The sequence below is a fragment of the Streptomyces sp. NPDC017095 genome (genome assembly GCF_044332325.1).
Classification (GTDB): Bacteria; Actinomycetota; Actinomycetes; order Streptomycetales; family Streptomycetaceae; genus Streptomyces.
On sequence record NZ_JBIROU010000012.1, the window covers coordinates 45,978 to 68,339 of the forward strand.

13 protein-coding genes and 1 pseudogene are annotated in these 22,362 nt (G+C 73.3%); 4 read left to right on the forward strand and 10 right to left on the reverse strand.

Annotated features, from left to right (window positions below; genetic code table 11):
• Window positions 1–8: 8 nt before the first annotated feature.
• From malQ to ACH4OA_RS23740, 10 genes are read right to left on the reverse strand one after another with little or no spacing between them, the layout of a single operon-like run.
• A complete protein-coding gene (malQ, locus tag ACH4OA_RS23695; RefSeq protein WP_397970654.1) occupies window positions 9–2,057 on the reverse strand; it encodes a 4-alpha-glucanotransferase in 2,049 nt (682 codons plus the stop codon).
• Window positions 2,054–5,071 (reverse strand): HAD hydrolase family protein, encoded by a 3,018-nt coding sequence (locus ACH4OA_RS23700; protein WP_397970657.1) that lies wholly within the window; start codon window positions 5,069–5,071, stop codon window positions 2,054–2,056. Before ACH4OA_RS23700 ends, malQ begins: the two co-directional genes overlap by 4 nt.
• An 11-nt stretch (window positions 5,072–5,082) precedes the next feature.
• On the reverse strand, window positions 5,083–6,033 hold the full coding sequence (locus ACH4OA_RS23705; RefSeq protein ID WP_397970660.1) for a carbohydrate kinase family protein: 951 nt from the start codon (window positions 6,031–6,033) through the stop codon (window positions 5,083–5,085).
• Window positions 6,030–7,136 (reverse strand): sugar phosphate nucleotidyltransferase, encoded by a 1,107-nt coding sequence (locus ACH4OA_RS23710; RefSeq protein WP_397970663.1) that lies wholly within the window; start codon window positions 7,134–7,136, stop codon window positions 6,030–6,032. Before ACH4OA_RS23710 ends, ACH4OA_RS23705 begins: the two co-directional genes overlap by 4 nt.
• Window positions 7,129–9,222 (reverse strand): glycogen/starch synthase, encoded by a 2,094-nt coding sequence (locus ACH4OA_RS23715; RefSeq protein WP_397970665.1) that lies wholly within the window; start codon window positions 9,220–9,222, stop codon window positions 7,129–7,131. Before ACH4OA_RS23715 ends, ACH4OA_RS23710 begins: the two co-directional genes overlap by 8 nt.
• Window positions 9,219–10,682 (reverse strand): hypothetical protein, encoded by a 1,464-nt coding sequence (locus ACH4OA_RS23720; RefSeq protein ID WP_397970667.1) that lies wholly within the window; start codon window positions 10,680–10,682, stop codon window positions 9,219–9,221. Before ACH4OA_RS23720 ends, ACH4OA_RS23715 begins: the two co-directional genes overlap by 4 nt.
• Window positions 10,679–11,479: an ABC transporter permease gene (locus tag ACH4OA_RS23725; protein WP_397937299.1), complete on the reverse strand. Its 801-nt coding sequence runs from the start codon at window positions 11,477–11,479 to the stop codon at window positions 10,679–10,681. The genes ACH4OA_RS23720 and ACH4OA_RS23725 overlap by 4 nt, the downstream gene beginning before the upstream one ends.
• A complete protein-coding gene (locus ACH4OA_RS23730; RefSeq protein WP_397970669.1) occupies window positions 11,476–12,336 on the reverse strand; it encodes an ABC transporter permease in 861 nt (286 codons plus the stop codon). Before ACH4OA_RS23730 ends, ACH4OA_RS23725 begins: the two co-directional genes overlap by 4 nt.
• Window positions 12,333–13,379, reverse strand: coding sequence for an ATP-binding cassette domain-containing protein (locus tag ACH4OA_RS23735; RefSeq protein WP_397970671.1), 1,047 nt, complete (start codon window positions 13,377–13,379; stop codon window positions 12,333–12,335). Before ACH4OA_RS23735 ends, ACH4OA_RS23730 begins: the two co-directional genes overlap by 4 nt.
• Window positions 13,376–14,668, reverse strand: coding sequence for an aspartate aminotransferase family protein (locus ACH4OA_RS23740; RefSeq protein ID WP_397937304.1), 1,293 nt, complete (start codon window positions 14,666–14,668; stop codon window positions 13,376–13,378). Before ACH4OA_RS23740 ends, ACH4OA_RS23735 begins: the two co-directional genes overlap by 4 nt.
• Before the next feature lie 246 nt (window positions 14,669–14,914).
• Between ACH4OA_RS23740 and ACH4OA_RS23745 the strand changes: the two genes are divergently transcribed.
• The 4 genes and pseudogenes from ACH4OA_RS23745 to ACH4OA_RS23760 form a co-directional block, all read left to right on the forward strand.
• On the forward strand, window positions 14,915–15,982 hold the full coding sequence (locus ACH4OA_RS23745; RefSeq protein WP_397970926.1) for a glucose-1-phosphate thymidylyltransferase: 1,068 nt from the start codon (window positions 14,915–14,917) through the stop codon (window positions 15,980–15,982).
• Window positions 15,979–16,956 (forward strand): dTDP-glucose 4,6-dehydratase, encoded by a 978-nt coding sequence (gene rfbB / locus ACH4OA_RS23750; RefSeq protein WP_397937306.1) that lies wholly within the window; start codon window positions 15,979–15,981, stop codon window positions 16,954–16,956. Before ACH4OA_RS23745 ends, rfbB begins: the two co-directional genes overlap by 4 nt.
• Window positions 16,957–17,367: 411 nt before the next feature.
• A complete protein-coding gene (locus tag ACH4OA_RS23755) occupies window positions 17,368–19,080 on the forward strand; it encodes a carbohydrate-binding module family 20 domain-containing protein (protein WP_397970673.1) in 1,713 nt (570 codons plus the stop codon).
• 156 nt (window positions 19,081–19,236) lie between these two features.
• Window positions 19,237–22,326: pseudogene (locus tag ACH4OA_RS23760) on the forward strand (alpha-amylase family glycosyl hydrolase); the annotation flags it as partial.
• Window positions 22,327–22,362 lie beyond the last annotated feature (36 nt).

Below are 22,362 nucleotides of genomic sequence, written 5' to 3' on the forward strand. Positions count from 1 at the left end.
CTCTCTCCTCATGTGTTCTCACGATGCCGGCGGAGGTCCGCGAACACCCGGGACAGAGCGGCCACCAGGGGCCGGCCGGGCAGATCCTCCAGCGGTACGGGACGGCCCTGGCCATCGCTCACGGGCAGCCGCCAGTTGGGGTGCGCCGCGGACGTGCCGGGGATGTTCTGGGGCCTGCGGTCGCCGGTCGCGTCCGGCAGCCAGACGCCGAGCAGCCGGGCCGGGGTACGGCACAGGAAGCGGTGCAGCGCGACGACCTCCCCGTCCGGGTCGGGCAGCAGTCCGAGCCGCCGCAACTCGGCCAGCCAGCCGTCGCGTTCGGCCGCGGCCTCGGCCTTCTCCTCCGCTTCCGGACGGGTGAGCAGGTCCAGCCGGGCGCGCAGGTCCACGTGCTCGCCGCTCAGCCAGGCGGCGGTCGTCGGCAGGTCGTGGGTGGTCAGCGTGGCGAGGCAGTCGCGCCGCCACCGCTCGGGCGGCAGCGGTCCGTGCCGCCCCTCCGACCCGCCGAGGTACTCGAACCGCTGCACGGAGGTACCGAGGATCCCGCGCTCGTCGAGCGACGCGCGGACGCCGGCCTCGACCGTGCCCAGGTCCTCGCCGATGACGGCGGCCCCGGCGCGGTGCGCCTCCAGCATCAGCACGCCCAGCATCGCCTCGGCGTCGTAGCGGACGTACGTGCCTTCGGACGGCGGCCGTCCCTCGGGCACCCACCACAGCCGGAACAGGCCCATCACATGGTCGATGCGCAAGGCGCCCGAGTGCCGCAGCCCGGCCCGCAGCAGTCCGGCCAGCGGCCGGTAGCCGGACGCGGCGAGCCCGTCGGGACGCCACGGCGGCTGCCCCCAGTCCTGGCCGTAGGGGTTGAAGTCGTCCGGCGGCGCGCCGACGCTCATGCCCGCGGCCAGGCAGTCCTGCAACGCCCAGGCGTCCGCGCCCTCCGGGGCGACCCCGACCGCCAGGTCGTGGATCAGGCCCAGCCCCATGCCGGCGCCGGTGGCCGCCGCCTGCGCGGCGGCCAGTTGCTCGTCGGTGATCCAGGCGAGCCAGCGGTGGAAGTCCACCTCGGCGGCCAGTTCCTCGCGGGCCCGGGCCACGGCCGGGGAGCGCGGATCGCGCAGGGCGGCCGGCCAGGACCGCCAGGCCCCGCCGTGCACGCCGGCCAGCGCGCACCAGGTGGCGAAGTCCGTCAGGTCCTCGCCCTCGCGCGCCAGGAACCGCGCGAACGCGGCGGCCCGCCCGGGCGTGAGCGGAACCTGGCGCACCGCGCGCAGCGCCTCGTGCTTGAGGGAGCGCACCGTCTCCCGGTCGATGAGCAGCTCACCGCGGAGCACGCCCTCGTTCAGGGCGCGGGCCCGGGCGGCGCACCGGTCGGCGGTCCGCCGTGCCTCCCCCGTGAGGTAGGCGTACTCCGGTACCGCCTCCACCCGGACGTGCATCGGGTCGGGGTAACGGCGCGACGCGGGCCGGTACGGCGACGGGTCCGGCAGCGGTCCGGGCTCCACGGCGTGCAGCGGGCCGAGCTGGACGAAGTCCGCCCCGGCCGCGTGTCCCGCCCAGGACGCCAGCTCCGCCAGGTCACCGAGGTCGCCCATGCCCCAGGAGCGCCGCGACAGCACCGAGTAGAGCTGGACCAGGAACCCCCAGCGCCGCCCGGCCGGGACGGGCAGCCGGCCGGGCACCACGAGCAGCGGTGCGGACGCGTCACGGCCCGCCGCGCCGACGCGCAGGGTGTGCCGGCCCACCGGCAGCGAGCCGGACAGGGCGGCGGTGCCTCCGCCTTCGAGGGCCACCTCCGCCGTGGAGTCTCCGGGCAGGTCCAGCGGGGGCAGGGCGCCTCCGCGTACGACGACGCACTCGGGCAGCAGCCGGGCGGCCGTCCGCGCGCGGTGGTCCGCCAGGGCGGCGCGGGCCGCCGTGTCGGTGGCCGCGTCCACCCCGCACGCGGCGAGCACCGCCACGAGGGTGTCCGGGGCCACCTCCCGCCGCTGCCCCCGGTCGGTGGTGTACGCGGTGGCGATCCCGTGGGCACGCGCCAGCGCGCGCAGGTCCTCGGTCACGACACCGGCTCCGTCCGGCCGAAGACGCGTTCCAGGACGGCGGCGACACCGTCCTCGTCGTTGCCGGGGGCGATCTCGTCGGCCATCGCCCGCAGCGCCGGATGGGCGTTGCCCACGGCCACGCCGTGCCCGGCCCAGGCCAGCAGCGGGATGTCGTTGGGCATGTCGCCGAACGCGATCGTCTCGGCCGCGTCGAAACCGAGGAGCCGCGCCGCGCGCTCCACCCCGGCCGCCTTGGTGGTGCCCGCCGGCAGCACCTCCACCATCCCCTGCACCGAGTGCACCACGGTGACCGAGTCGCCGCACAAGGACCGTGCCGTGGCATCGACTTCCTCCTCCGGCAGGCCCGGGTGGTGCAGGACCAGCTTGTCGATCGGGTCCGTCCACAGCAGCCGGCGGTCCGTGGTGACGTCCCAGCCGTGCCGGACCCGTTCCCCGAACCGGGGAGTGACCTTGAAGCGGCTTTCCGGCGGCGCCGTCACCACACCCAGCTCCAGGGGCCCCAGCACCGCCTCGACACGCGCCACCACCTCACGCGCGAGGTCGAGGTCGAGCGAGGCGGAGCTGAGCAGCCGGTCGGCTCCCGCGTCGTAGAGCTGCGCGCCCTGCCCGCACACGGCGAGGCCGCGGTAGCCGAGCGCGGCCAGGTACTGCTTGCAGGCCGTGGCCGGTCTTCCGGTGACCACCAGATGGTGTGCCCCGGCCTCGGCCGCCCGGGCGAGGGCGCGCAGGGTGCGGTCGGAGACGCTCTGGTCGCTGCGCAGCAGGGTGCCGTCGAGGTCGGTCGCCACGAGCCGGAAGGGCGGCGGGCCGGTGAGGTCCTCGCACGGCACCGTGTCCCAGGTGACGCGCCCGGAGGCCAGGGTCAGCATGACGAGCAGGTGGTCCCCGGCGGGCGGCCCGGCCAGGACGGTCCGGAAGACGCCCTCGCCGGCCGGTGCCAGGGGGGCCAGGACCATACCGCTGCCGGCGGGCACCGCCTCGTCGGAGGCGACGGCCTCCGCGGGTGACTCCGGGCCCGGGCGGGCGGCCGCGGCACCGGGCACCGCCACCTCCACGTGCCGGGCGTGCGCGTGCCGGTACTCCAGGTGCCGGCGGCCCGCGGCGTCCCGGTGCAGCCGGTACCGCCCGCGCACCCGCGCCGCCCAGTCCGCCCGCCCGGCGGCCCGGGCCGTCTGCGCGCACCGGACGAAGTCGGCCCGCGCGTAGGCCGCTTCGAAGAGGCGCTCGTACGCCTCCTCGTCCAGCGGCGCGCAGCGCGCGTAGGCCGCCGTGTCGCCCAGCGCCTCGGCGTGCCGGGCCAGCAGCGCGCGGTGCCGGACCTGGTCGGCGGCGGGCAGGACGTCGAACCAGCCGTAACGGATCGCGTCCTCGGCAGGGAAGGTCCGGGGCCGGCCGCGCAGCACGTCCGCGAAGGCCGCAAGGCGCCGGTCCGCGCTCCGCGCCCAGGTGAACGCCCGCGCCGTGGCACGGGAGTTGGCCGACAGCCGCGCGTACTCGTCGGGGGCCGTGCGCCGCAGCGCGACGGCCTGGCGTATGCGCTCGGCCAGCGCCTCGGCGAGGGCCGGGTCGTCGTCCCGGAACGAGCCGGGCAGCGAGAACCCGGTGGCCCGCGGATCCTCCGGGGGCAGGGCGTGCCCGAAGTGCGCGGTGACGCTCTGCGCGGTCGCGATCGGCACCGCCCCGCACGCCATCGCCTCGGCCTGCGCGATGAGGAACCCGTCGAGTTCGAACTTCGAGGGGAAGACACAGAAGTCGGCGCAGGCCGCCTGCTCGAACAGGGTGTCCTCGTCGGCCAGCCGCCAGTCCAGGTGGACCCGGCCGGGATAGCGGTCCGCCACGCTCTGGAAATAGGCGTTGGCGGCGGGTGCCGTCCGGCCGCCGCCCCCGCCGGTGGCGAAGCGCAGCACGAAGGACGCCTGGACACCGTCCGCCAGCACCTCCTCGACGGCCCGGACCAGCTCCACCTGCCCCTTGTGGTGCACCGCGTAGCGGGCGGCGTGGTAGAAGACGGGCAGGGACGGGTCCAGGCCCAGGGCGCCGAGCACCGCCTCCCGGTCGACGGCCGCCGGGTCGCGCGCCAGCCAGCTGTCGGCTATCCCGCAGCCGCCCACGAGCAGCTTGTGCGCCTGATCGCGCAGCATCCGGGAGACCGGCAGCGTGTCGAACAGGTCCTGGAACGGGGTGTCGCGGAAGGTGCTGTAGTGGTCCCGCTGGCCCGGCGAGACGAAGTCGACCAGATCGGCGTGGGCCAGGATCAGCGGCAGGAAGGGCACGTGGTCCGGGCCGTGCTCGGCGTGCATCCGGGTGCCCGCCAGGACCCGGGCCATCGTCGCCCGCGGGCTGTCCTCGGCCGGCGGCGGATCGTCGAGCGCGTCCAGGTCCGCCCGGACGCCGAACAGGTCGAGCAGCCGCTCCACCTGCGGGCGGTACACCGCATGCGTCACGGGCGCGTTGGCCGCGACCGTGCTCACGGTCCGCAGCGACGGATCACCGGCGAACAGCGCCGGCAGCAGGTAGTGGTAGTACGGTTCGAAGCCGTGCACCACCGCCTCCCCGTCCGCCAGACACCGCTGGATGAAGTGCGCTCCCGCGACCTGGAACACCAGCGGCTTGAAGTACGCGAGGTCCCTGCCCTCCATGCCCGGCGGCGGGTACAGCCGGTCCGGGAGCCGGTCCAGATACGCGTCGGAGAGGAAGTACACGTCCACGCCGTCCTTGCGCAGACGGTGCGCCCGGGTGGTCAGCTCCAGGGTGATCTCGGCCGGGTGGTCCGGCCACACCTTGGGGTCCGGCACCAGCGGCACGCGGTGCTCGTGGCGGTAGGACAGCTCCTCGACCGGGTGGTCGCGCCGCAGGCTGTCGAGCAGTCCGTGCGCGGGCGTGACCACGGAGACGCGGTGACCGCGCGCGGCGTACTCGCGCGACAGGTTCCACACCAGCGGCGACAGCCCGCCGCGCATCAGGCGGTTGTCGAACCCGCCGCACTCGAAGGCGAAATGGATGATGTGCACGCGTCCGCCCCTCACCGGCTCGCCGCGGCGCGCGCACTCGCCGCGCGCAGCTCCGGCAGATCGATGAACTCGGTGTGGGTGCCCGCGCTCGCGCAGGCGAACGCCCCGGCCACCGAGCCGGCCAGCACGCACTCCTCCGGCGCGCGTCCCTCCAGGTAGGAGTGGAGGAAGGCGGTGACGAACGCGTCACCGGCGCCGTTGGTGTCCACCACCGGCCGCTCGGGGCGTACGGCGGGGAAGTGGCGGATCTCGTCCCGGCCCCGCTCCAGCAGGTAGCAGCCGTCCGCGCCGTCCGTGGCCACCACGAAACGGGCCCGGCCCTCGTCGACGACGGAGCGCAGCACGGTGGGCAGGCGGTCGTGGATCGCCGCCGCGCTGAGGAAGACGTAGTCGGAGGCGAGGGCGTAGGTGCGGTGGTGCGGGTTGCGGCCGTCCCAGTCGTGCAGGTCGGTGGAGCTGGTCACGCCGAGGCGGTGGATGTCCTCGTACATGTCCTGGTTGTGACCGATGATCGACAGGTGGACGTGGGCCGACCGCTCCAGGAAGGGCAGGTAGAAGTCCCGGGGCAGCCTGAGGTCGGCGGGGTGCCGGCCGTCGTAGAAGGAGAACCGGCGGCCCTGCGGGTCCACCAGGTTCGCCGAGCGCGGGGTGCCGTGCGGTGAGAGAAGATGGCTGAAGTCGAGGCCCTGGCGGGCGTAGTGCTCCAGCACCATCCGGCCCTGCGGGTCGTCGCCGAGGAAGTCGATGAACTTGGTGCGCAGGCCGAGCGCGTGCCAGCCGAGCGCCACGCCGTTGCCGGTGTGCCCGACGTAGTCCCGCAACGGCTCCACGAAGACCGAGTCGCCCGGCGGCACGCGCAGTTCGTCCACGCGCACGATGGTGTCCACCCCGACCCCGCCGACCACCAGGACGTCGTAGTCGCTCGGACGCCGGGCACCGCTGTGGTGTTCGGGCAGGGTCATGCGCTCACTCCTTCGGCAACGTGCTGAATGTGTCCGTCCTCCAGGACGACCGCCCCGTCGATGTCGGCGCCCGGCGGTATCACCGCGCCGGGCAGCACCACGCTGCGCCGCACCCGGGCCCCGGCGCCGACCCGGACCCCGGGGAAGAGCACGCTGTCCGCGACGAGCCCGGCGTTGACGAGGTCCGACGGGACCACGGACGCCCGCACCCCGGGGGCCTCGGCGACCCAGCTCCGCCCGGTGCCGGGCCGCAGTGTCCACGGCATCCGCCCGACCGGCAGCGGCGCCCGCGGCCCGGCGGCGAGCGCCAGGTGCGCGCGGTGGTAGCGCTCGACGGTGCCGATGTCCTCCCAGTGCCCGCGCACCTCGTGGCCGCGGATGTGCTCTCCGGCCGCCAGCATCGCCGGGATCACGTCCCGGCTGATGTCGTGCTGCCAGTCGGTGCCGTCCAGGTCGGTCAGGTAGCGGCGCAGCACTCCGGCGTCGAAGACGCAGAACGCCGCGAAGACCAGGTCGGAGGTCGGGTGCGCGGGCTTCTCCACGAACTCCGCGAGCCGGCCGCCGCCGTCGAAGCGGACCATGCCGAACAGGTGCACCCAGCGCGGGTCGATGCGCTGGTAGGCGACGGTCAGCGCGGCGCCCGACGCCCGGTGCGCCGCCACCAGCGGGCCGTAGTCGTAGCGGTAGACGTGGTCGGCGTGCAGGACGAGGACGTCCTCGACGCCCTCGGTGAACACGTACTCGGCCTTGCGGATCAGGGCGTCCGCGGTGCCGCGCTCCGGCGGCCAGGTGCGCTCCGGCAGCTCCCCGGGCAGCTCCCGGCCGCGGTAGGCCACGTCGTACGGCCCGAAGTGCACACGGAAGTCCGGCCCGGTGTTCCACACCCGGTGCAGGTCGTCCATCAGCAGCCGCTCCTCGTACTGGGAGAGCAGCAGCACCTCCGGCAGACCCGAGGCGCGGGCGTTGGCGAGGCTGAAGTCGATGAGCCGGCAGGTGCCGCCGTAGGGGACCAGCGGTTTGAGCCGCCCGGTGCCGAGCGGGCCCATCCGGCGCCCCTCGCCGCCCGCGAGCAGCACCGCGCGTACGGTGCGCAGATCAGCCATGACGCACCTCGTCCCAGGTCACACGGCCGGAGGACAGGGTGAGCAGCAGCAGGCCGCCGGCCTCGGGCGCCGGGCCCGTGAAGACTCCCGGCCCGGTGCGTTCCAGGGTGCGTACGGCGGGCAGGGCTCTGGCCGAGCCCGGCCGTGCCTCGACGGCCTCCACCCGTTCGGCGTGCGGGAGGCGGTACTCCAGACGGCCGTCGGCCAGGACCCGGCAGCGGGTGCGCAGCCGGTCGGTCTCCGCGGCGGGCACCGCCTCGGGCAGCCGGGCGAGGACCCGCTCGCAGGCGGCGAAGTCGGCCCGCTCCCACGCGGCGCGGAACATGCGCAGCGCCGCGTCCGCGTCGAGCGGGGCGCTGCGCTCGTAGGCGGCGATGTCCCCGTGCGCGACGGCCGCCGCCGTGGTGACCTGCTCGTCGGGAAGGAGGTCGAACCACCCGTGCCGCAGGGCCAGTTCGGGGGAGAGGACGGCGGGACGGCCCTCCCACAGCGGGGTGAACGCCGCCAGGTGCAGGTCGGCGCAGTGGTCCCAGGTGAAGGTCCGGGCGACGGCCGCGGCGCGCTCGGACAGCTCGCGGTAGCGGCCCGGGTCGTTCGTCCACAGGGCCGCCGCCTGCCGGATGCGCTCCGCGAGCGCCGCGGTGAGCAGCTCGTCGTCCTCGGCGAAGGAGCGGTTCACGGCGAAGCCGGTCGTCGTCTCCGGGCCGTCGGCGTGCCGGAAGTGCTCCATGCCGCGCTGGTCGGTGGCGATCGGCACGGCGCCCACGGCCATGGCCTCGCCCTGGGCGATCAGGAAGGTGTCCATCTCGAACTTGGAGGGGAACAGGGCGAAGTCGGACGCGGCCGCGAAGGAGAACACCCGGGCCTCCTCCACCCGCTCCCACTCGAAGTGCAGCCGGCCCGGGTGGCGGGCGGCGACCTCGTGGAAGAACGGGTCGTCGACGCCGTCGGCGGAGATGCAGCGGATGACGAAGTTGGCCGCCAGGCCCTCGCCCAGCACCCGGTCCACGGCCCGCATCAGCTCCACCTGGCCCTTGTGGTGGACGGCGTAGCGGGCGTTGTGGAAGAACGTCGGCAGCGCCGGGTCGAGACCGAGGCCGCCGAGCACCTCCGCCCGGTCCACCCCGGCCGGGTCCCAGGCCAGCCACTGGTCGGAGATGGCACAACCGCCGACGAACATCTTGTGGGCGTTGCGGCGCACCACGTCCGCGATCGGCAGTTGCCGGAACAACGGCTCGAACGGCGTGTCGGCGAAGCCGGCGTAGAAGTCGAGCTGGCCCGGCGACAGGAAGTCGATCAGGTCGGCGTGCTCGGCGGTCAGTTCGTAGAGGGCGACGTGGTCCGGCGGGTAGGTGTAGTGCAGGTGGGTGAGCTGCTGGTACTGGACGACCGCATCGGGCACGCCGTGCCCGGGATCGGCGCCCGGCAGCTTGACGTCCACGTCGAGCAGCTCGAACAGCCCCTCCACCTCGGGCGCGTACACCTTCTTGGCGATCGGCATGTTGCTCTGCACGTTGCTGACGACCAGCTTCGTCGGGTCGTCGCGCAGGGCGGCCGGCAGCAGGTAGTGGTAGTACGGCTCGTGGGCGTGGACGACGGCCTTCTCGTCGCCGAACCAGCCGCGCAGGAACCGCACGCTGTCCACCTGGAACACCAGCGGCTTGAGGAACACCAGGTCCCGGCCCTTGGCCGAGTACGGCGGGTAGAAGGTGTCGGGCAGCCGGTTCAGGTACTCGTTGGAGAGGAAGTACAGGTCCACACCGGCCAGGCGGATGCGGTGGGCGGTGGTGCGCAGGTCCAGCTCCACCTGCGCCGGGAACTCCCGCCAGACGCGGGGGTCCAGGGCCACCGGCAGCGTGTAGGCGTCCTCGTAGGGCAGGTCCTCCACCTCGTAGCGCCGGCGCAGGTCGTCGAGCCTGCCGTGCGCGGGGGTGACGATGGAGACCCGGTGGCCGCGTGCGGCGAAGGCCTTCGACAGGTTCCACAGGTACACGGACGTGCCGCCCTGAAGGAAGGTGTGGTCGAATCCGCAGCACTCGAAATACGTCTCGATGATGTGCATCCGGGGCGCGTTCACGACGGTCATGTCCTCGCGTGGGTGGAAGGGGCGGGGGAGGCCAGCGCGAGCGCGTGGCGCAGGTCGATCGCGGCGTGGTAGGGCCGGGCGTGGTCGTGGTTGTAGCCCAGCTCGTGCAGGAGCCGGCGCAGGTACAGCAGCCGCCGCAGCGGGCTGTCGGGGGTGGGGCCGAGCAGCAGGTCCAGGACCTGCCGGCGCCAGGTGTCGGCGGTGCGGAAGACGCCCTCCAGCACGGCCCGGCGGGCGGGGGACAGGGCGGGAGCGCCGTCCAGGGAGCCGTTCATGGTCTCGGCCGAGTCGATGCCGAGGCGCCGGGCGCTCTCGAAGGCCGCCTCGTCGGCCGCGAAGTACTCCAGCGCGCGCTGCACGGCCACCAGGTCCTGGAGGGGCGACTGCGCGGCGTACCCGGGGTCGTCCGGGGAGAGGGCGGGCGTGGACAGGTCGATCACGCGCATCCGCCAGGTGCCGTCGGCCGCATCGGCGCACAGCAGGTGGGACAGGTGCAGGTCGCCGTGGCACGGGCCGGCGCCGGGGACCGTCTCCTGGTCGCCGAACGCGGCTTTCAGCGAGGCGAGTTCGGCGTCCAGGGCGTGGAAGGCCGCGCTCCGGGCGGCGGGCGGGAGCGCGATGTCGGCCCGGGCCAGCCCGGCCAGCCGCGCCGAGGCCCGCCGCAGGGCGTCGGCCACGGGGTAACCGGTGGCGGGGCCGCCCAGGCGTGCCGCCAGGTCCCGGTGGAAGGCGGGCAGGAAACGCCCGGCGGCGCGCAGCCCGCCGTGGAGCGGACGCAGATGGGCGCGGACGAGCGGGTCCGGCGCGGTGCCGTCGGTGAGCCGCGGCCACAGCGAGCGCAGGTTCTCGCGCAGCGGCACGTCGATCCCGTGCCCCGGCGCGCGGCGGTAGAGGACCCCCAGCGGATGCCGGGTCCCGGAGCCGGGAGCCGTGTACGTGTAGTCCCCGGCCCACTCGGACGTGTGCCCGGTGCCGCTCATGAGCCGCAGCAGCTCCGGCTCGCGGATCGTCCCGTCCAGGCGCCGGTAGGTCTTGTGCAGGTACGCGGAGCCGCCGATCTCGACCAGGGACAGGGCGTTGGAGGACCACCCCTGGTCGAACGGCAGCCACCGCGGCTCACCGGCCGGCGCCGAGGGCGACCGGCGGAAGTCCACGTGTCCGCCGCGCGCCGTGGGCAGCCGGGCACCGGTGAGCACCCGGCGCACGGCCGCGAGACCGGAGGACCCGTCGCCGCGGGCCGTGCCCAGGCCACCGGTGGCATCCGTGTGCACGGGGACGAAGAACCGCTCGCCGGAGGCGGGGCCGCCGACGGCCGCCACGATCAGCAGGAGTTCGTCCGGTCCGGGCCCGGCGTGGTCGACCACCTCGTAGCGGTGGGCGGCGCGCAGGTCGTGCGGCATCCACGGCGCGGTGCGCAGCAGGGGTTCGAGCTGTTCGTCGCGGATCACGGGCGTGATCAACTCCCGGTCATTTCGTAGGCGTTGATACCGCGTCGCCACACGGTCAGGGCGACGGCGAGGGCGCCCGCCGTCACCACCGGCAGCCAGACCACCCGCCCGGTGGCACCGGTGAGCAGGTAGACGCACGGCACGTACGAGGTGAAGGCGAAGGGCAGCACCCAGGTGAGGAGGGCGCGCAGCGAGGGGTGGTAGATGTCCAGCGGGTAGGCGGCGAACTCGGACACCTGCCCGGCCGCGTACATCGACGGCAGGCTGGTGACGGTCCAGAACGACAGCGAGGCGAACAGCAGCTTCACCGAGGTGTGGATCAGCGCGCCGCACAGCACCAGCAAGGGGGCGACCGCCCACTGCACCGGGGTGAGGTCGAGCCCGATCGCGCTGCCGGACCAGCCCACCAGAGCGGCGCCGACCGCCAGTTCGCCGAGCCCGTCGGGGTGGAAGAACCGCTCCGACAGCAGGGAGAACAGCGGGTTCACCGGGCGGATCAGATAGCGGTAGAACTCACCGCGCTGGACCAGCTTGCGGCCCAGCTCCCAGAGCTGGTCGGTGAACAGGTGGTCCAGGCCGCGCGGCAGCAGCGAGAAGCCCAGCAGGAACAGCACCTCGTGGTAGCTCCAGCCGCCCACCGCGGGCACCTGGCGGAAGACCAGCCCCACCACCGCCGTCTGCAGGCCCACCCGCACCAGGAAGGCTCCCGCCCCGAGGGCGAAGTCCATGCGGTACGCGCTCAGCCGGTGCAGCCCGACCCCGCCGAGGAAGAAGGCCAGCCGCACATGGCGCCACACCGTGCCGGTCATCCGCCGAGCACCTCCAGCCGGCTGAGCGAGGCCCGCCACAGGACGGCGCTCAGCAGCGTGAGGCCGGCCGCCCAGCCGAGCTGCCGGGCGAGTACGTCGGCCGCGCCGGCCACTCCGTCGTAGCGGCCGAGCAGCAGGGTGAGCGGGCCGTCGACCATGCCCCGGAAGGGCAGCGCGGCGGCCAGCGCGGCGAGCGGTCGCGGCATCAGCGCGAGGGGGACCAGCTGCCCGGCGAAGAAGGCGACCACGCTCTGCTTCACCATGCGCACCCCCCAGGTGTTCGTGGTCACGAATCCCGTCATCCCGGTCAGCAGGTTCACCAGGAAGGCGAGCAGGACGGACAGCGCGGTGGACACCAGGAACAGCAACACGTCCCCGGGCCGCGGCACGGACAGCGGCACGATCAGGGCGAACAGGGCGAGCACGGGAACGCCGACCAGGACGGCGTTGGCCGCGACGACCGGCAGGCAGGCGAAGAACCGCATCACCGGGTAGCTGACGGGCCGCACCAGCATCACGGCCACGTCGCCGCGGTAGACGTCGGCCGCGACCTCGTCGTCCACCCGGTTGGCGTGCAGGACTTGCAGCACCTGCGCCATCAGCAGATAGGTGGTGATGCCCTCGGTGGTGAAGCCGCCCGGTCCGCCGCCGGGCGGGGAGCCCGCGTACACGGCCCGCCACAGGAAGACGGTGACCGCCGCGCCGGCCGCGGCCGTGATGCCGGTGGTCACGAACGTCGAGCGGTACTGGAGCAGGGACTGCAGTCCGCCGGTGGCGAAGGGCAGGTAGCGCCGGACGCGCGCGGTCGGCGGCACGGGCCCGGGAACCTCCCGCGGCCGGGCGGGGGAGCCGCTCATACGGCACCCTCCCGGCGCGCGCCCGGAGTGTCCGCCGTGGCCGGCGCGCGGTGCTCGCCGGCGTAGATCCGCCGCAGGACGTCCTCCAGGTCGGGTTCGGGCGCGTAGCAGTCCGCCAGGTCGAAGTGGTCGAGCAGGAAGGCGAGCACCTGGCGGGAGGTGAACGCCTCCGCCGGGTAGTCGACCCTGATCCGGCCGTCCTCGGTGGCGGACGCGCTCACCCCGGGAAGCCCCCGCTCGATGTCCGCGCAGGCCTGCCCGGGTCCGGGGCCGCCCCGGTGGTCGAACAGGACGCAGCGCCGGCCGGCGGTGTGCAGCAGCTCGCGCAGGCTGCCCTGGTGCACCACCCGGCCCCGGTCGACGACCAGGGCGCTGTCGCAGATCGCGGCGATGTCCGCGATGTCGTGGCTGGTGAGGACGACGGTCGTGCCCAGTTCCCGGTGGACGTGGTTGACCAGGTGCCGCACCGCGTCCTTGAGCACCATGTCGAGGCCGATGGTGGGCTCGTCCCAGAAGACGACCTGCGGATCGTGCAGCAGGCTCGCCGCTATCTCCGCCCGCATCCGCTGGCCCAGGCTGAGCTGGCGCACGGGCGTGGTGCCGAGGGCGTCGATGTCGAGCAGCTCCCGGTACAGGGCGAGATTGCGGCGGTACACCGGGTCGGGGATGTCGTAGATACGCCGCAGGATGCGGAACGAGTCCGGCACGGACAGGTCCCACCACAGCTGGCTGCGCTGGCCGAAGACGACCCCGATGCCGCGGGCGTTGGCCTGCCGGTGCCGGTAGGGCTCGATGCCGCGCACCACGCAGCGCCCGCTGGTGGGCGTCATGATGCCGGTCAGCATCTTGATCGTGGTGGACTTGCCGGCCCCGTTGGCGCCGATGTACGCCGTCTTCGAGCCGGCCGGGATCGTGAAGGACACGCCGTCGACCGCGCGGACGATCCGGTGCCGCCTGGTGAACAGGGTGGACAGACTGCCCGCCAGGCCCGGCTTGCGCTCGGCGAGCCGGAACTCCTTGACGAGGTTCTCGGCGACGATCACGACAGCACCCGCTCCAGAGCCTCTTCGAGCAGCCCGACGCCCTCCTCCAGGAGGGGCTCGTCGATGGTGAACGGCGGTGCCAGGCGCAGGATGTGCCCGCCGAGGGCCACGCGCAGACCCAGGTCGAGGGCGGTGGTGTACACGGCCCGGGCCAGGTGCGGCGCCGGGGTGCGGCTGTGCCGGTCGGTGACGAACTCCAGCCCGTACAGCAGCCCCAGGCCGCGCACCTCGCCGAGGTTCTCGAAGCGGGCCCCCAGCGCGGTCAGCCGCTCGTGCAGCACGTCCCCGAGGACGCGCACGCGCTCCAGCAGCCGGTCGCGCTCGATGACTTCCAGGGTGGCGCGGGCGGCCGCGATGCCGAGCGGGTTGCCCGCGTACGTCGACGCGTAGGCACCCGCCCCGGAGGCCGCCGGATGGTGCAGCAGGTCCGCCCGTCCCGCCAGGACGGCGAAGGGGAACCCGCTGGCCAGGCCCTTGGACAAGGCGGCCAGGTCCGGTTCCACGCCGAACTGTTCGCTCGCCAGGAAGGTGCCCGTCCGGCCGCCGCCGGTGAGTACCTCGTCGGCGACGAGCAGCACCCCGCCTGCCTGGCAGGCGTCGGCGATCTGCTCCCAGTAGCCCGGGGGCGGGACGATGACCCCGGCGGCGCCGAGGACCGGCTCGAAGACCAGCGCCGAGACGTTGGGCTTGTCGGCGATGTGCTTGCGCACCAGCGAGGCGCACCGCACCCCGCAGGACGGGTAGGTGAGTTCCAGCGGGCAGCGGTAGCAGTAGGGCGCGTAGCCGAGGACGGAGTTGCCGGCGAAGGCCTGGTGGCCGATGTCCCAGTGCACGAGCATCCGCGCACCCATCGTCTTGCCGTGGAACCCGCCGCGCAGCGCCCCGATCCGGTTGCGGCCCGGTGCGGCGGTCGCCTGCACCACGCGCAACGCGGCCTCGACGACCTCCGCGCCGGTGGAGAACAGGGCGTAGGTGTCGAGCTGTTCGGGCAGCAGCCGGGCCAGCAGCTCCAGCAGGCCGGCCCGGTCGGGCGTCGCCGAGTCGTGCACGTTCCACAGCCGCCGGGCCTGCGCGGTGAGGGCCTCGACGACTTCGGGATGGCCGTGTCCGAGGGACTGCGTCAGGGTGCCCGCGGCGAAGTCCAGGTACTGGTTGCCGTCGAGATCGGTGAGGACCGGCCCCCGTCCCTCGGCGAACACCCGGCGTCCCACGGCCGCCTCCTCGGAGGCGCCCGGTGCCAGATGTCCGGCCTCGCGCTCCAGCCGTTCCCGCTGGTGCCGTCCTGTCACTGCTGCTCCCCACCTCTGGTGCGAACTGCTGTGCGGGGCACCGCCTTTGAGCGGTGCCGGGAGTGAGTCAAACACCGAAGCGCAGCTCCTTGCAAGAGATTGCTGAAAGTTTCAGTTGTCTCTTGCGTGGGGTCGGTGTCCTCTGCTTGAGTCAGGACCAGCTCCACCGGTGACACCGCGACTTCCGTTCGAGGAGAGATCCGTGAGACCACAGACCCAGCCCCCTCCGCGACTCCGGTGGCCGACGTGAAGGCCCTGGTCCTGGCCGGCGGCACGGGCAGCAGACTGCGGCCCTTCACCCACACCCGCGCCAAGCAGCTCCTCCCCATCGCCAACCAGCCGGTGGTGCACTACGCCCTGCGGGCGATCGCCGACGCCGGCATCGTGGACGTGGGAGTGGTGGTCGGCGGCCACGCCGACGACATCCGCCGTGCCGTGGGGGACGGCTCCGCCTTCGGCCTGCGCGTCACCTATCTGCACCAGCCCGAACCGCTCGGTCTCGCGCACGCGGTGCTGATCGCCCGGGACTTCCTCCAGGACGACGACTTCCTGCTGTACCTCGGCGACAACTACCTGGAAGGCGGGGTCACCGAGTTCGTCCGGCGCTCCCGGGCGGGCCGGGACGCCGCCCGGCTGCTGCTCACCGCGGTCCCCGACCCCACCGCCTTCGGCGTCGCGGAGGTCGACGGCGACGGACTGGTGCGGCGGCTGGAGGAGAAACCGGAACAGCCGCGCAGCGACCTCGCCATGATCGGGGTCTACGCCTTCACCCCCGCGGTGCACGAGGCGGTGCGCGCGATCGCCCCCTCCGGCCGCGGTGAACTGGAACTCACCCACGCGGTCCAGTGGCTGATCGACCGCGGCCTCGGCGTCCGCGCGGAGACCACCACCATGCCGTGGCGCGACACCGGCAGCGTGGACGACCTGCTGGAGGCCAACCGGCACGTCCTGGACCGGCTGGAGGGACGCGTCGACGGCAAGGTCGACGCGCACAGCGTCCTGGTGGGCCGGGTCAGCATCGCCGAGGGCGCGGTGGTCAAGGGCTCGCGGATCGTCGGGCCGGCGGTGATCGGACCCGGGGCAGTCATCAGCAACTCCAGCGTCGGGCCGTACACCGCCATCGGCGAGGACTGCCGGATCGAGGACAGCGCGATCTCCTTCTCGGTCCTCCTGCGGGGCGCGCGCGTGGAGGGCGCTCCCTGCATCGAACAGTCGCTCATCGGCCGGGAAGCGGTCGTGGCGGCGGCGCCCCGGCCTCCGCAAGCCCACCGTCTCGTCCTCGGCGACCACAGCAAGGTGCAGCTCACGTCATGACTTCCCGCATCCTCGTCACCGGCGGAGCCGGTTTCATCGGGTCCGCCTACGTCCGGGCGCTGCTCGGCCCGGACGGGCCGCCCGGCGTCACGGTCACCGTGCTGGACAAGCTGACCTACGCGGGCAGCCTGGCCCGCCTGGACGCGGTGCGCGGCCATCCCGGCCTGGCCTTCGTGCAGGGCGACGTCTGCGACACCGCGACCGTGCGGCGGCTGGCCGCCGGGCACGACGAGATCGTCCACTTCGCGGCCGAGTCGCACGTGGACCGCTCCATCGAGGACGGCTCCGGCTTCACCCGGACCAACGTGGTGGGCACGCAGACGCTGCTGGACGCGGCGCTGCGGCACGGCGTGCGGACCTTCGTCCAGATCTCCACCGACGAGGTCTACGGCTCGATACCCGAGGGTGCCGCGCGGGAGGAGGACCTGCTGCGGCCCAGTTCGCCGTACGCCGCGTCCAAGGCGGCCGCGGATCTCGTCGCGCTCGCCCACCATCACACCCACGGCCTGGACGTCCGGGTGACCCGCTGCTCCAACAACTTCGGCCCCTTCCAGCATCCGGAGAAGGCGATCCCGCGTTTCGTGGCCACGCTCCTGACCGGCGGGAGCGTGCCGCTGTACGGCGACGGCCGGCAGGTGCGCGACTGGCTGCACGTGGACGACCACGTCCGGGCGGTGGAGCTGGTGCGCACGGGCGGGCGGCCGGGCCAGACGTACAACATCGGCGGCGGCACCTCGCTGACCAACCTGGAGCTGGCGCGGCAGCTGCTCGACCGGTGCGGTGCCGGCCCCGGCCGCATCACGCACGTCGCGGACCGCAAGGGCCACGACCGCCGGTACGCGGTGGACCACGGCAAGATCACCGCGGAGCTGGGCTACCGGCCGCGGACCGACTTCGCCTCGGCGCTGGCCGCGACGGTGGACTGGTACCGGACCCACCGGTCGTGGTGGGAGCCGCTGCTCGTGGCGGTCTGAACAGGGGCGGGCAGCGGCCGGGACGTCCGTGCCGGTCCGCCGGGGAGTGTGCCATCCGACGCCCCTTCCGCCCCGTCGGGGCGCGAGGTCCGGTCCACGGTGGTCAGGGGCTCCGGCCCGGACGGCCGGGCGCGTCGGGGGCACGGGTGGTGCACCCCGCGGCCGGGGGCCGGAGTCCGTCGAAGGTAACACCGCTGAAACTCTTGCGAAAGGGATTACGCACACGGGCTTTAACTATTGCCTGATCAACTGGTCATTCGTCCCCAGGGGTTGACCTGCGGTAAGCGGCGCCGTACGGTCTCGATCGCAATTTCTTGCAGCAAGAACCAACGAACGGCCTTCCCCTGGCACGGCGCGTTGTCAACCGAGGCTGTCCTCCGGTATCACCCCACTCCCCAAACTGGAGACACCATGGCCAAGAAGCCCGTGGCCGCTGCACTCGCCCTTCTGGCGGGAGCCGCTGTGGCCGTCACGGCACCGACGCCGGCGCAGGCCAGTGCGCCCGGCGGCAAGGACGTCACCGCGGTGATGTTCGAGTGGAACTTCCAGTCCGTCGCGAAGGCGTGCACGGACGAACTGGGCCCGGACGGGTACGGATACGTCCAGGTCTCCCCGCCCAACGAGCACATCCAGGGCAGCTCCTGGTGGACGTCCTACCAGCCGGTCAGCTACAAGATCGGCACCAAGCTGGGCGACCGCACCGACTTCAAGAGCATGGTGGACACCTGTCACGCCGCGGGCGTCAAGGTGGTCGCCGACACCGTCATCAACCACATGGCCAACGCCTCCGGCACCGGCACCGCCGGGTCGTCGTTCAGCAAGTACGACTACCCCGGCACCTACTCGTCCGCCGACATGGACGACTGCAAGACCAGCATCACCGACTACAGCGACCGCTGGAGCGTGCAGCACTGCGAGATGGGAGGGCTGCCGGACCTCGACACCGGCGAGGAGTACGTCCGCAAGACCATCGCCGGCTACCTGAACGACCTGCTCTCCCTCGGCGTCGACGGCTTCAGGATCGACGGAGCCAAGCACATAGCCGAGGAGGACCTCGCCAACATCAAGTCCCGGCTCACCAACCCCGGCGTCTACTGGAAGCAGGAGACCATCGGGGCCTCCGGCGAGGCCGTGCAGCCGCCCGAGTTCTACAACACCGGTGACGTCCAGGAGTTCCGCTACGCCTACGACCTCAAGCGGGTCTTCAACAACGAGAAGCTGGCGGAGCTGAAGAACTTCGGCGAGGCCTGGGGCTACGTCCGGTCCGACAAGGCGTCCGTCTTCGTCACCAACCACGACACCGAGCGCAACGGCGGCACCCTGACCTACAAGGACGGCGCCAACTACAGCCTCGCGCACGTCTTCATGCTGGCCTGGCCCTACGGCTCACCCGACGTCCACTCCGGCTACGAGTTCAGCGACACGTCCGCCGGCGGCCCGAACAACGGCCAGGTGAAAGCCTGTTACAGCGACGGCTGGAAGTGCCAGCACGCCTGGCGCGAGATAGCGGGCATGGTCAAGTTCCGCAACACGGCCGCCGGGAGCGCGGTGACCGACTGGTGGGACAACGGCAACAACCAGATCGCCTTCGGCCGCGGCGACAAGGCGTACGTCGCCATCAACCACGAAGGCTCCGCCCTGACCCGCACCTTCCAGACCTCCCTGCCCGCCGGTGACTACTGCGACGTGCAGAGCGGCAAGGGCGTCACCGTCAACTCCTCCGGACAGTTCACCGCCACCCTCGGCGCCAACACGGCCCTCGCCCTGCACGTCGGCGCCAAGACCTGCGGCGGCGGCTCGGGCAGCGGCTCCGGCGACAGCGGTAACACCGCCACCGGAGCGTCGTTCCGCGTCAACGCCACCACCCAGATGGGCCAGAACATCTACGTGGTCGGCAACAACTCCGCTCTCGGCAACTGGAACCCCGCCGGCGCCCTGAAGCTGGACCCCGCGAACTACCCCGTCTGGAAGCTCGACGTCTCGCTGCCCGCGGGCACGTCGTTCGAGTACAAGTACCTCCGCAAGGACGGCAGCGGCAACGTGACCTGGGAAAGCGGCGCCAACCGCACCGCCACGGTCGGCTCCGCCGGCCTGGTCGCGCTGAACGACACCTGGCGCGACTGACCGCCGTACCCGACGGCGACGGCGTCCGCCCACGGCACACCGCGACCGCCCCGGCGGACCGCCCGGCCCCTTCCCCGGTGCCGGGCGGCCCGCGGCCCCGCCCGTCCGGCGGGGTCCCGTCCTTGCCCGTCACCCAGCTCTCAAGGAGAGGCTCCCGTGGCCGGCAGACCCCGACACTACGCAACCACCCTGGCCGTCGCCCTGCTGACGGCGGCCCTGCCACCGCTGACGCCCCGGGCGTCGGCCGTGGCGGGGCCGCCCCCGCCGCCGTCGGACGCCTGGCTCGCCGGGCAACCCGACCGGCCGGCCGCGAGCCGGGAGCAGTTCTACCTGCTGCTGCCCGACCGCTTCGCCGACGGCTCCGCCGCCAACGACCGGGGCGGCCTGACCGGCGACCGCACCAGCACCGGGTACGACCCCACCGACAAGGACTTCTTCCAGGGCGGCGACCTCCGGGGCGTCATCGACCACCTCGACTACATCAAGGGTCTCGGCACCACGGCCATCTGGCTCGCCCCCGTGTTCCGGAACAAACCCGTGACGGTCCGCGACGGCAGGGCCACCGCGAACTACCACGGCTACGCCATCACCGACTTCACCCGCGTCGACCCCCACTTCGGCACCGACGCCGACCTGTCGGAGCTGATCGGCAAGGCGCACGCCAAGGGGATGAAGGTCTTCTTCGACGTCATCACCAACCACACCGCGGACACCGTCGACTACGCCGAGGCGCGCTACGGCTACCGCGGCAAGGGCGCCTACCCCTACCTCGACACCGAGGGCCGCCCGTTCGACGACAGCGCCGGCATGCGCCCCGTGGACGCGGACGGCGCCCCCTACACCCCGCGCGTCTCCGCCGACCCGCGGGACCGCAAGGTACCCGAGTGGCTCAACGACCCGGCCATGTACCACAACCGGGGCAACTCCACCTTCGCCGGGGAGAGCGCCCTGGACGGCGACTTCATGGGCATGGACGACCTGTGGACCGAGCGGCCCGAGGTCGTGCACGGCATGGAGGAGATCTACGAGAAGTGGGTCGACGACTTCGGCGTGGACGGTTTCCGCGTCGACACCGCCAAGAACGTCGACATGCCCTTCTGGACCCAGTGGGCCACCGCGCTCGACCGGTACGCGGCCCGCCACGGACACCGGGACTTCTTCCTCTTCGCCGAGGCGTTCTCGGCCGACGCGGCCGTCACCGCCCCCTACGTCACCCAGGGCCGGCTCGACTCGACCCTCGACTTCCCCTTCCAGGCCGCCGCCCGCAACTTCGCCTCCCGCGGCGGTCCCGCCGACGACCTCGCCCACGTCTTCGCCCAGGACTACCGCTACAGCACCGACAAGACCAACGCCTACAGCGAGGTCACCTTCCTCGGCAGCCACGACATGGGCCGCATCGGCACCTTCCTCGCCCAGGACAACCCCGGCGCGGACGACGCCGAACTGCTGCGCCGCGACCGCCTGGCCCACGAGCTGATGTTCCTCTCGCGCGGCAACCCGGTGGTCTACTCGGGCGACGAGCAGGGATTCACCGGCGCCGGCGGCGACGTCGACGCCCGCCAGACCCTGTTCGCCTCCCACGTCCCCGACTACCTGGACGACGACGAGATCGGCACCGCCCGGACGGCGGCCTCCGACGCCTACGACACCGCCCACCCCCTCTACCGGGCGATCGCGCGCCTGTCCGCGCTGACCCGGCACCACCCCGCGCTGCGCGACGGCGTACAGACCGAACGCCTCTCGCAGGGCTCCGTGTACGCCTTCTCCCGCACCGACGTCCGACGGGGCCGGGACTACCTGGTCGCCTTCAACAACGCCACCGCGGACCGGACGGTCACCGTGCCCACCGGCTCGCCGCGCACGGGCTTCAGGGCGCTGTACGGCACCACGGGCCACCCCCGGAGCGACACCACCGGCGCGCTCACCCTCACCGTCCCGGCCCTGTCCGCGGTGGTGTACGAGGCGGCCCGTCCGCCCGCCCCGCCGGCGGCCGCGCCCTCCCTCACCCTCCGCCCGCCGGCCGCGGGCGCCTACGGGACCGTGGAGATCTCCGCCGACGTCAGCGGCGGCGGACCCGAGCGGGTCGTCTTCGCCGCACAGGCGGGCGACGGCCCCTGGAAGCCCCTCGGCACCGCCGACCACGCCCCCTACCGGGTCACCCAGACCATCACCGGGGACATCCCGGCCGGCACGCCCCTGCGGTACAAGGCGGTCGCCGTCGACAGCGCCGGCCGGACCGCGGGCGACCTCGCCGCCACCGTCGCCGGCCACGCGCCGGCGGCCGGGAAACCGACCGCGGCACGCCACCGGGCCGTCGTCCACTACCGGCGCCCCGACGGCGACTACGACGGCCTGCGGCTGCGGACGGCGGACGGCGGCACCGCAGAGTTCACCGGCCGGGACGCCTACGGAGCCTTCGCGTGGTTCAGCCCGCCCCCGGGCAGCACCGACGTGCCCTTCACCGTCGAGAAGGACGGCACCCCCGACGGCCCCGCACGCACCCTCGACTTCGCCGCCGCGCCCGAGGTGTGGACGGAGCAGCACAGCGACACCGTGACGCGGACCCGACCGGCGGCCGACTACCCCGCGCAGGACCCGGCGAAGGCGGTCATCCACTACCACCGCCCCGACGGCGACTACGACGGCTGGGGACTGCACGCCTGGACCGGAGCGGCGAACCCGCCGGAGTGGAACGACCCCGTGCGCCCGGTGCGCCGGGACTCCTTCGGTCTCGTCTTCGAAGTCCCGCTGACCGGCCACACCGACTCGCTCAGCTACCTCCTGCACAAGAAGGAGGACAAGGACGTCCCCACCGACGAGACCCTGGACTTCTCCCTCTACGGGCACGAGGTGTGGCGCGTGGCCGGCGATCCCGCCTACCTCGCCCCGTCCCTCGGCGGCGCGTTCGGCCTGGACCTGGGGACCTCGGCCGCGACCTGGCTCGACGACACCACCGTCGTCTGGCCGGGCACCGGGACCGGAGTCGCCAGCCAGCAGCTCGTGTACGCGCCGGACGGCGGCATCACCCTCCGGGACGGCGCCTTGTCCGACGAGGGCCGCTGGCTGCGCCTGAACCCCTCCGAGCTGACCGGGGACCAGCGGGCCGCCCACCCGGAGTTCGCCCACCACCAGGTCTTCACCGTCGACCCGCGCGACCGCGACCGCATCGCCGAGGCCCGGACGAGCCGCCAGGTGATCGCCACCCAGCGCGGGGCGGACGGGGCCCTGCTCGGCGCCACCGCCGTGCACCCCGTCCAGCCTTGAACCGCACCCGCACCGACC

Coding starts and splice junctions, on each gene's coding strand:
- ACH4OA_RS23710 (WP_397970663.1), bottom strand. CDS start 7,136: ATGGCTGATCTGCGCACCGTACGCGCGGTGCTGCTCGCGGGCGGCGAG.
- ACH4OA_RS23705 (WP_397970660.1), bottom strand. CDS start 6,033: ATGACCCTGCCCGAACACCACAGCGGTGCCCGGCGTCCGAGCGACTAC.
- ACH4OA_RS23725 (WP_397937299.1), bottom strand. CDS start 11,479: ATGACCGGCACGGTGTGGCGCCATGTGCGGCTGGCCTTCTTCCTCGGC.
- ACH4OA_RS23730 (WP_397970669.1), bottom strand. CDS start 12,336: ATGAGCGGCTCCCCCGCCCGGCCGCGGGAGGTTCCCGGGCCCGTGCCG.
- ACH4OA_RS23715 (WP_397970665.1), bottom strand. CDS start 9,222: ATGACCGTCGTGAACGCGCCCCGGATGCACATCATCGAGACGTATTTC.
- ACH4OA_RS23755 (WP_397970673.1), top strand. CDS start 17,368: ATGGCCAAGAAGCCCGTGGCCGCTGCACTCGCCCTTCTGGCGGGAGCC.
- rfbB (WP_397937306.1), top strand. CDS start 15,979: ATGACTTCCCGCATCCTCGTCACCGGCGGAGCCGGTTTCATCGGGTCC.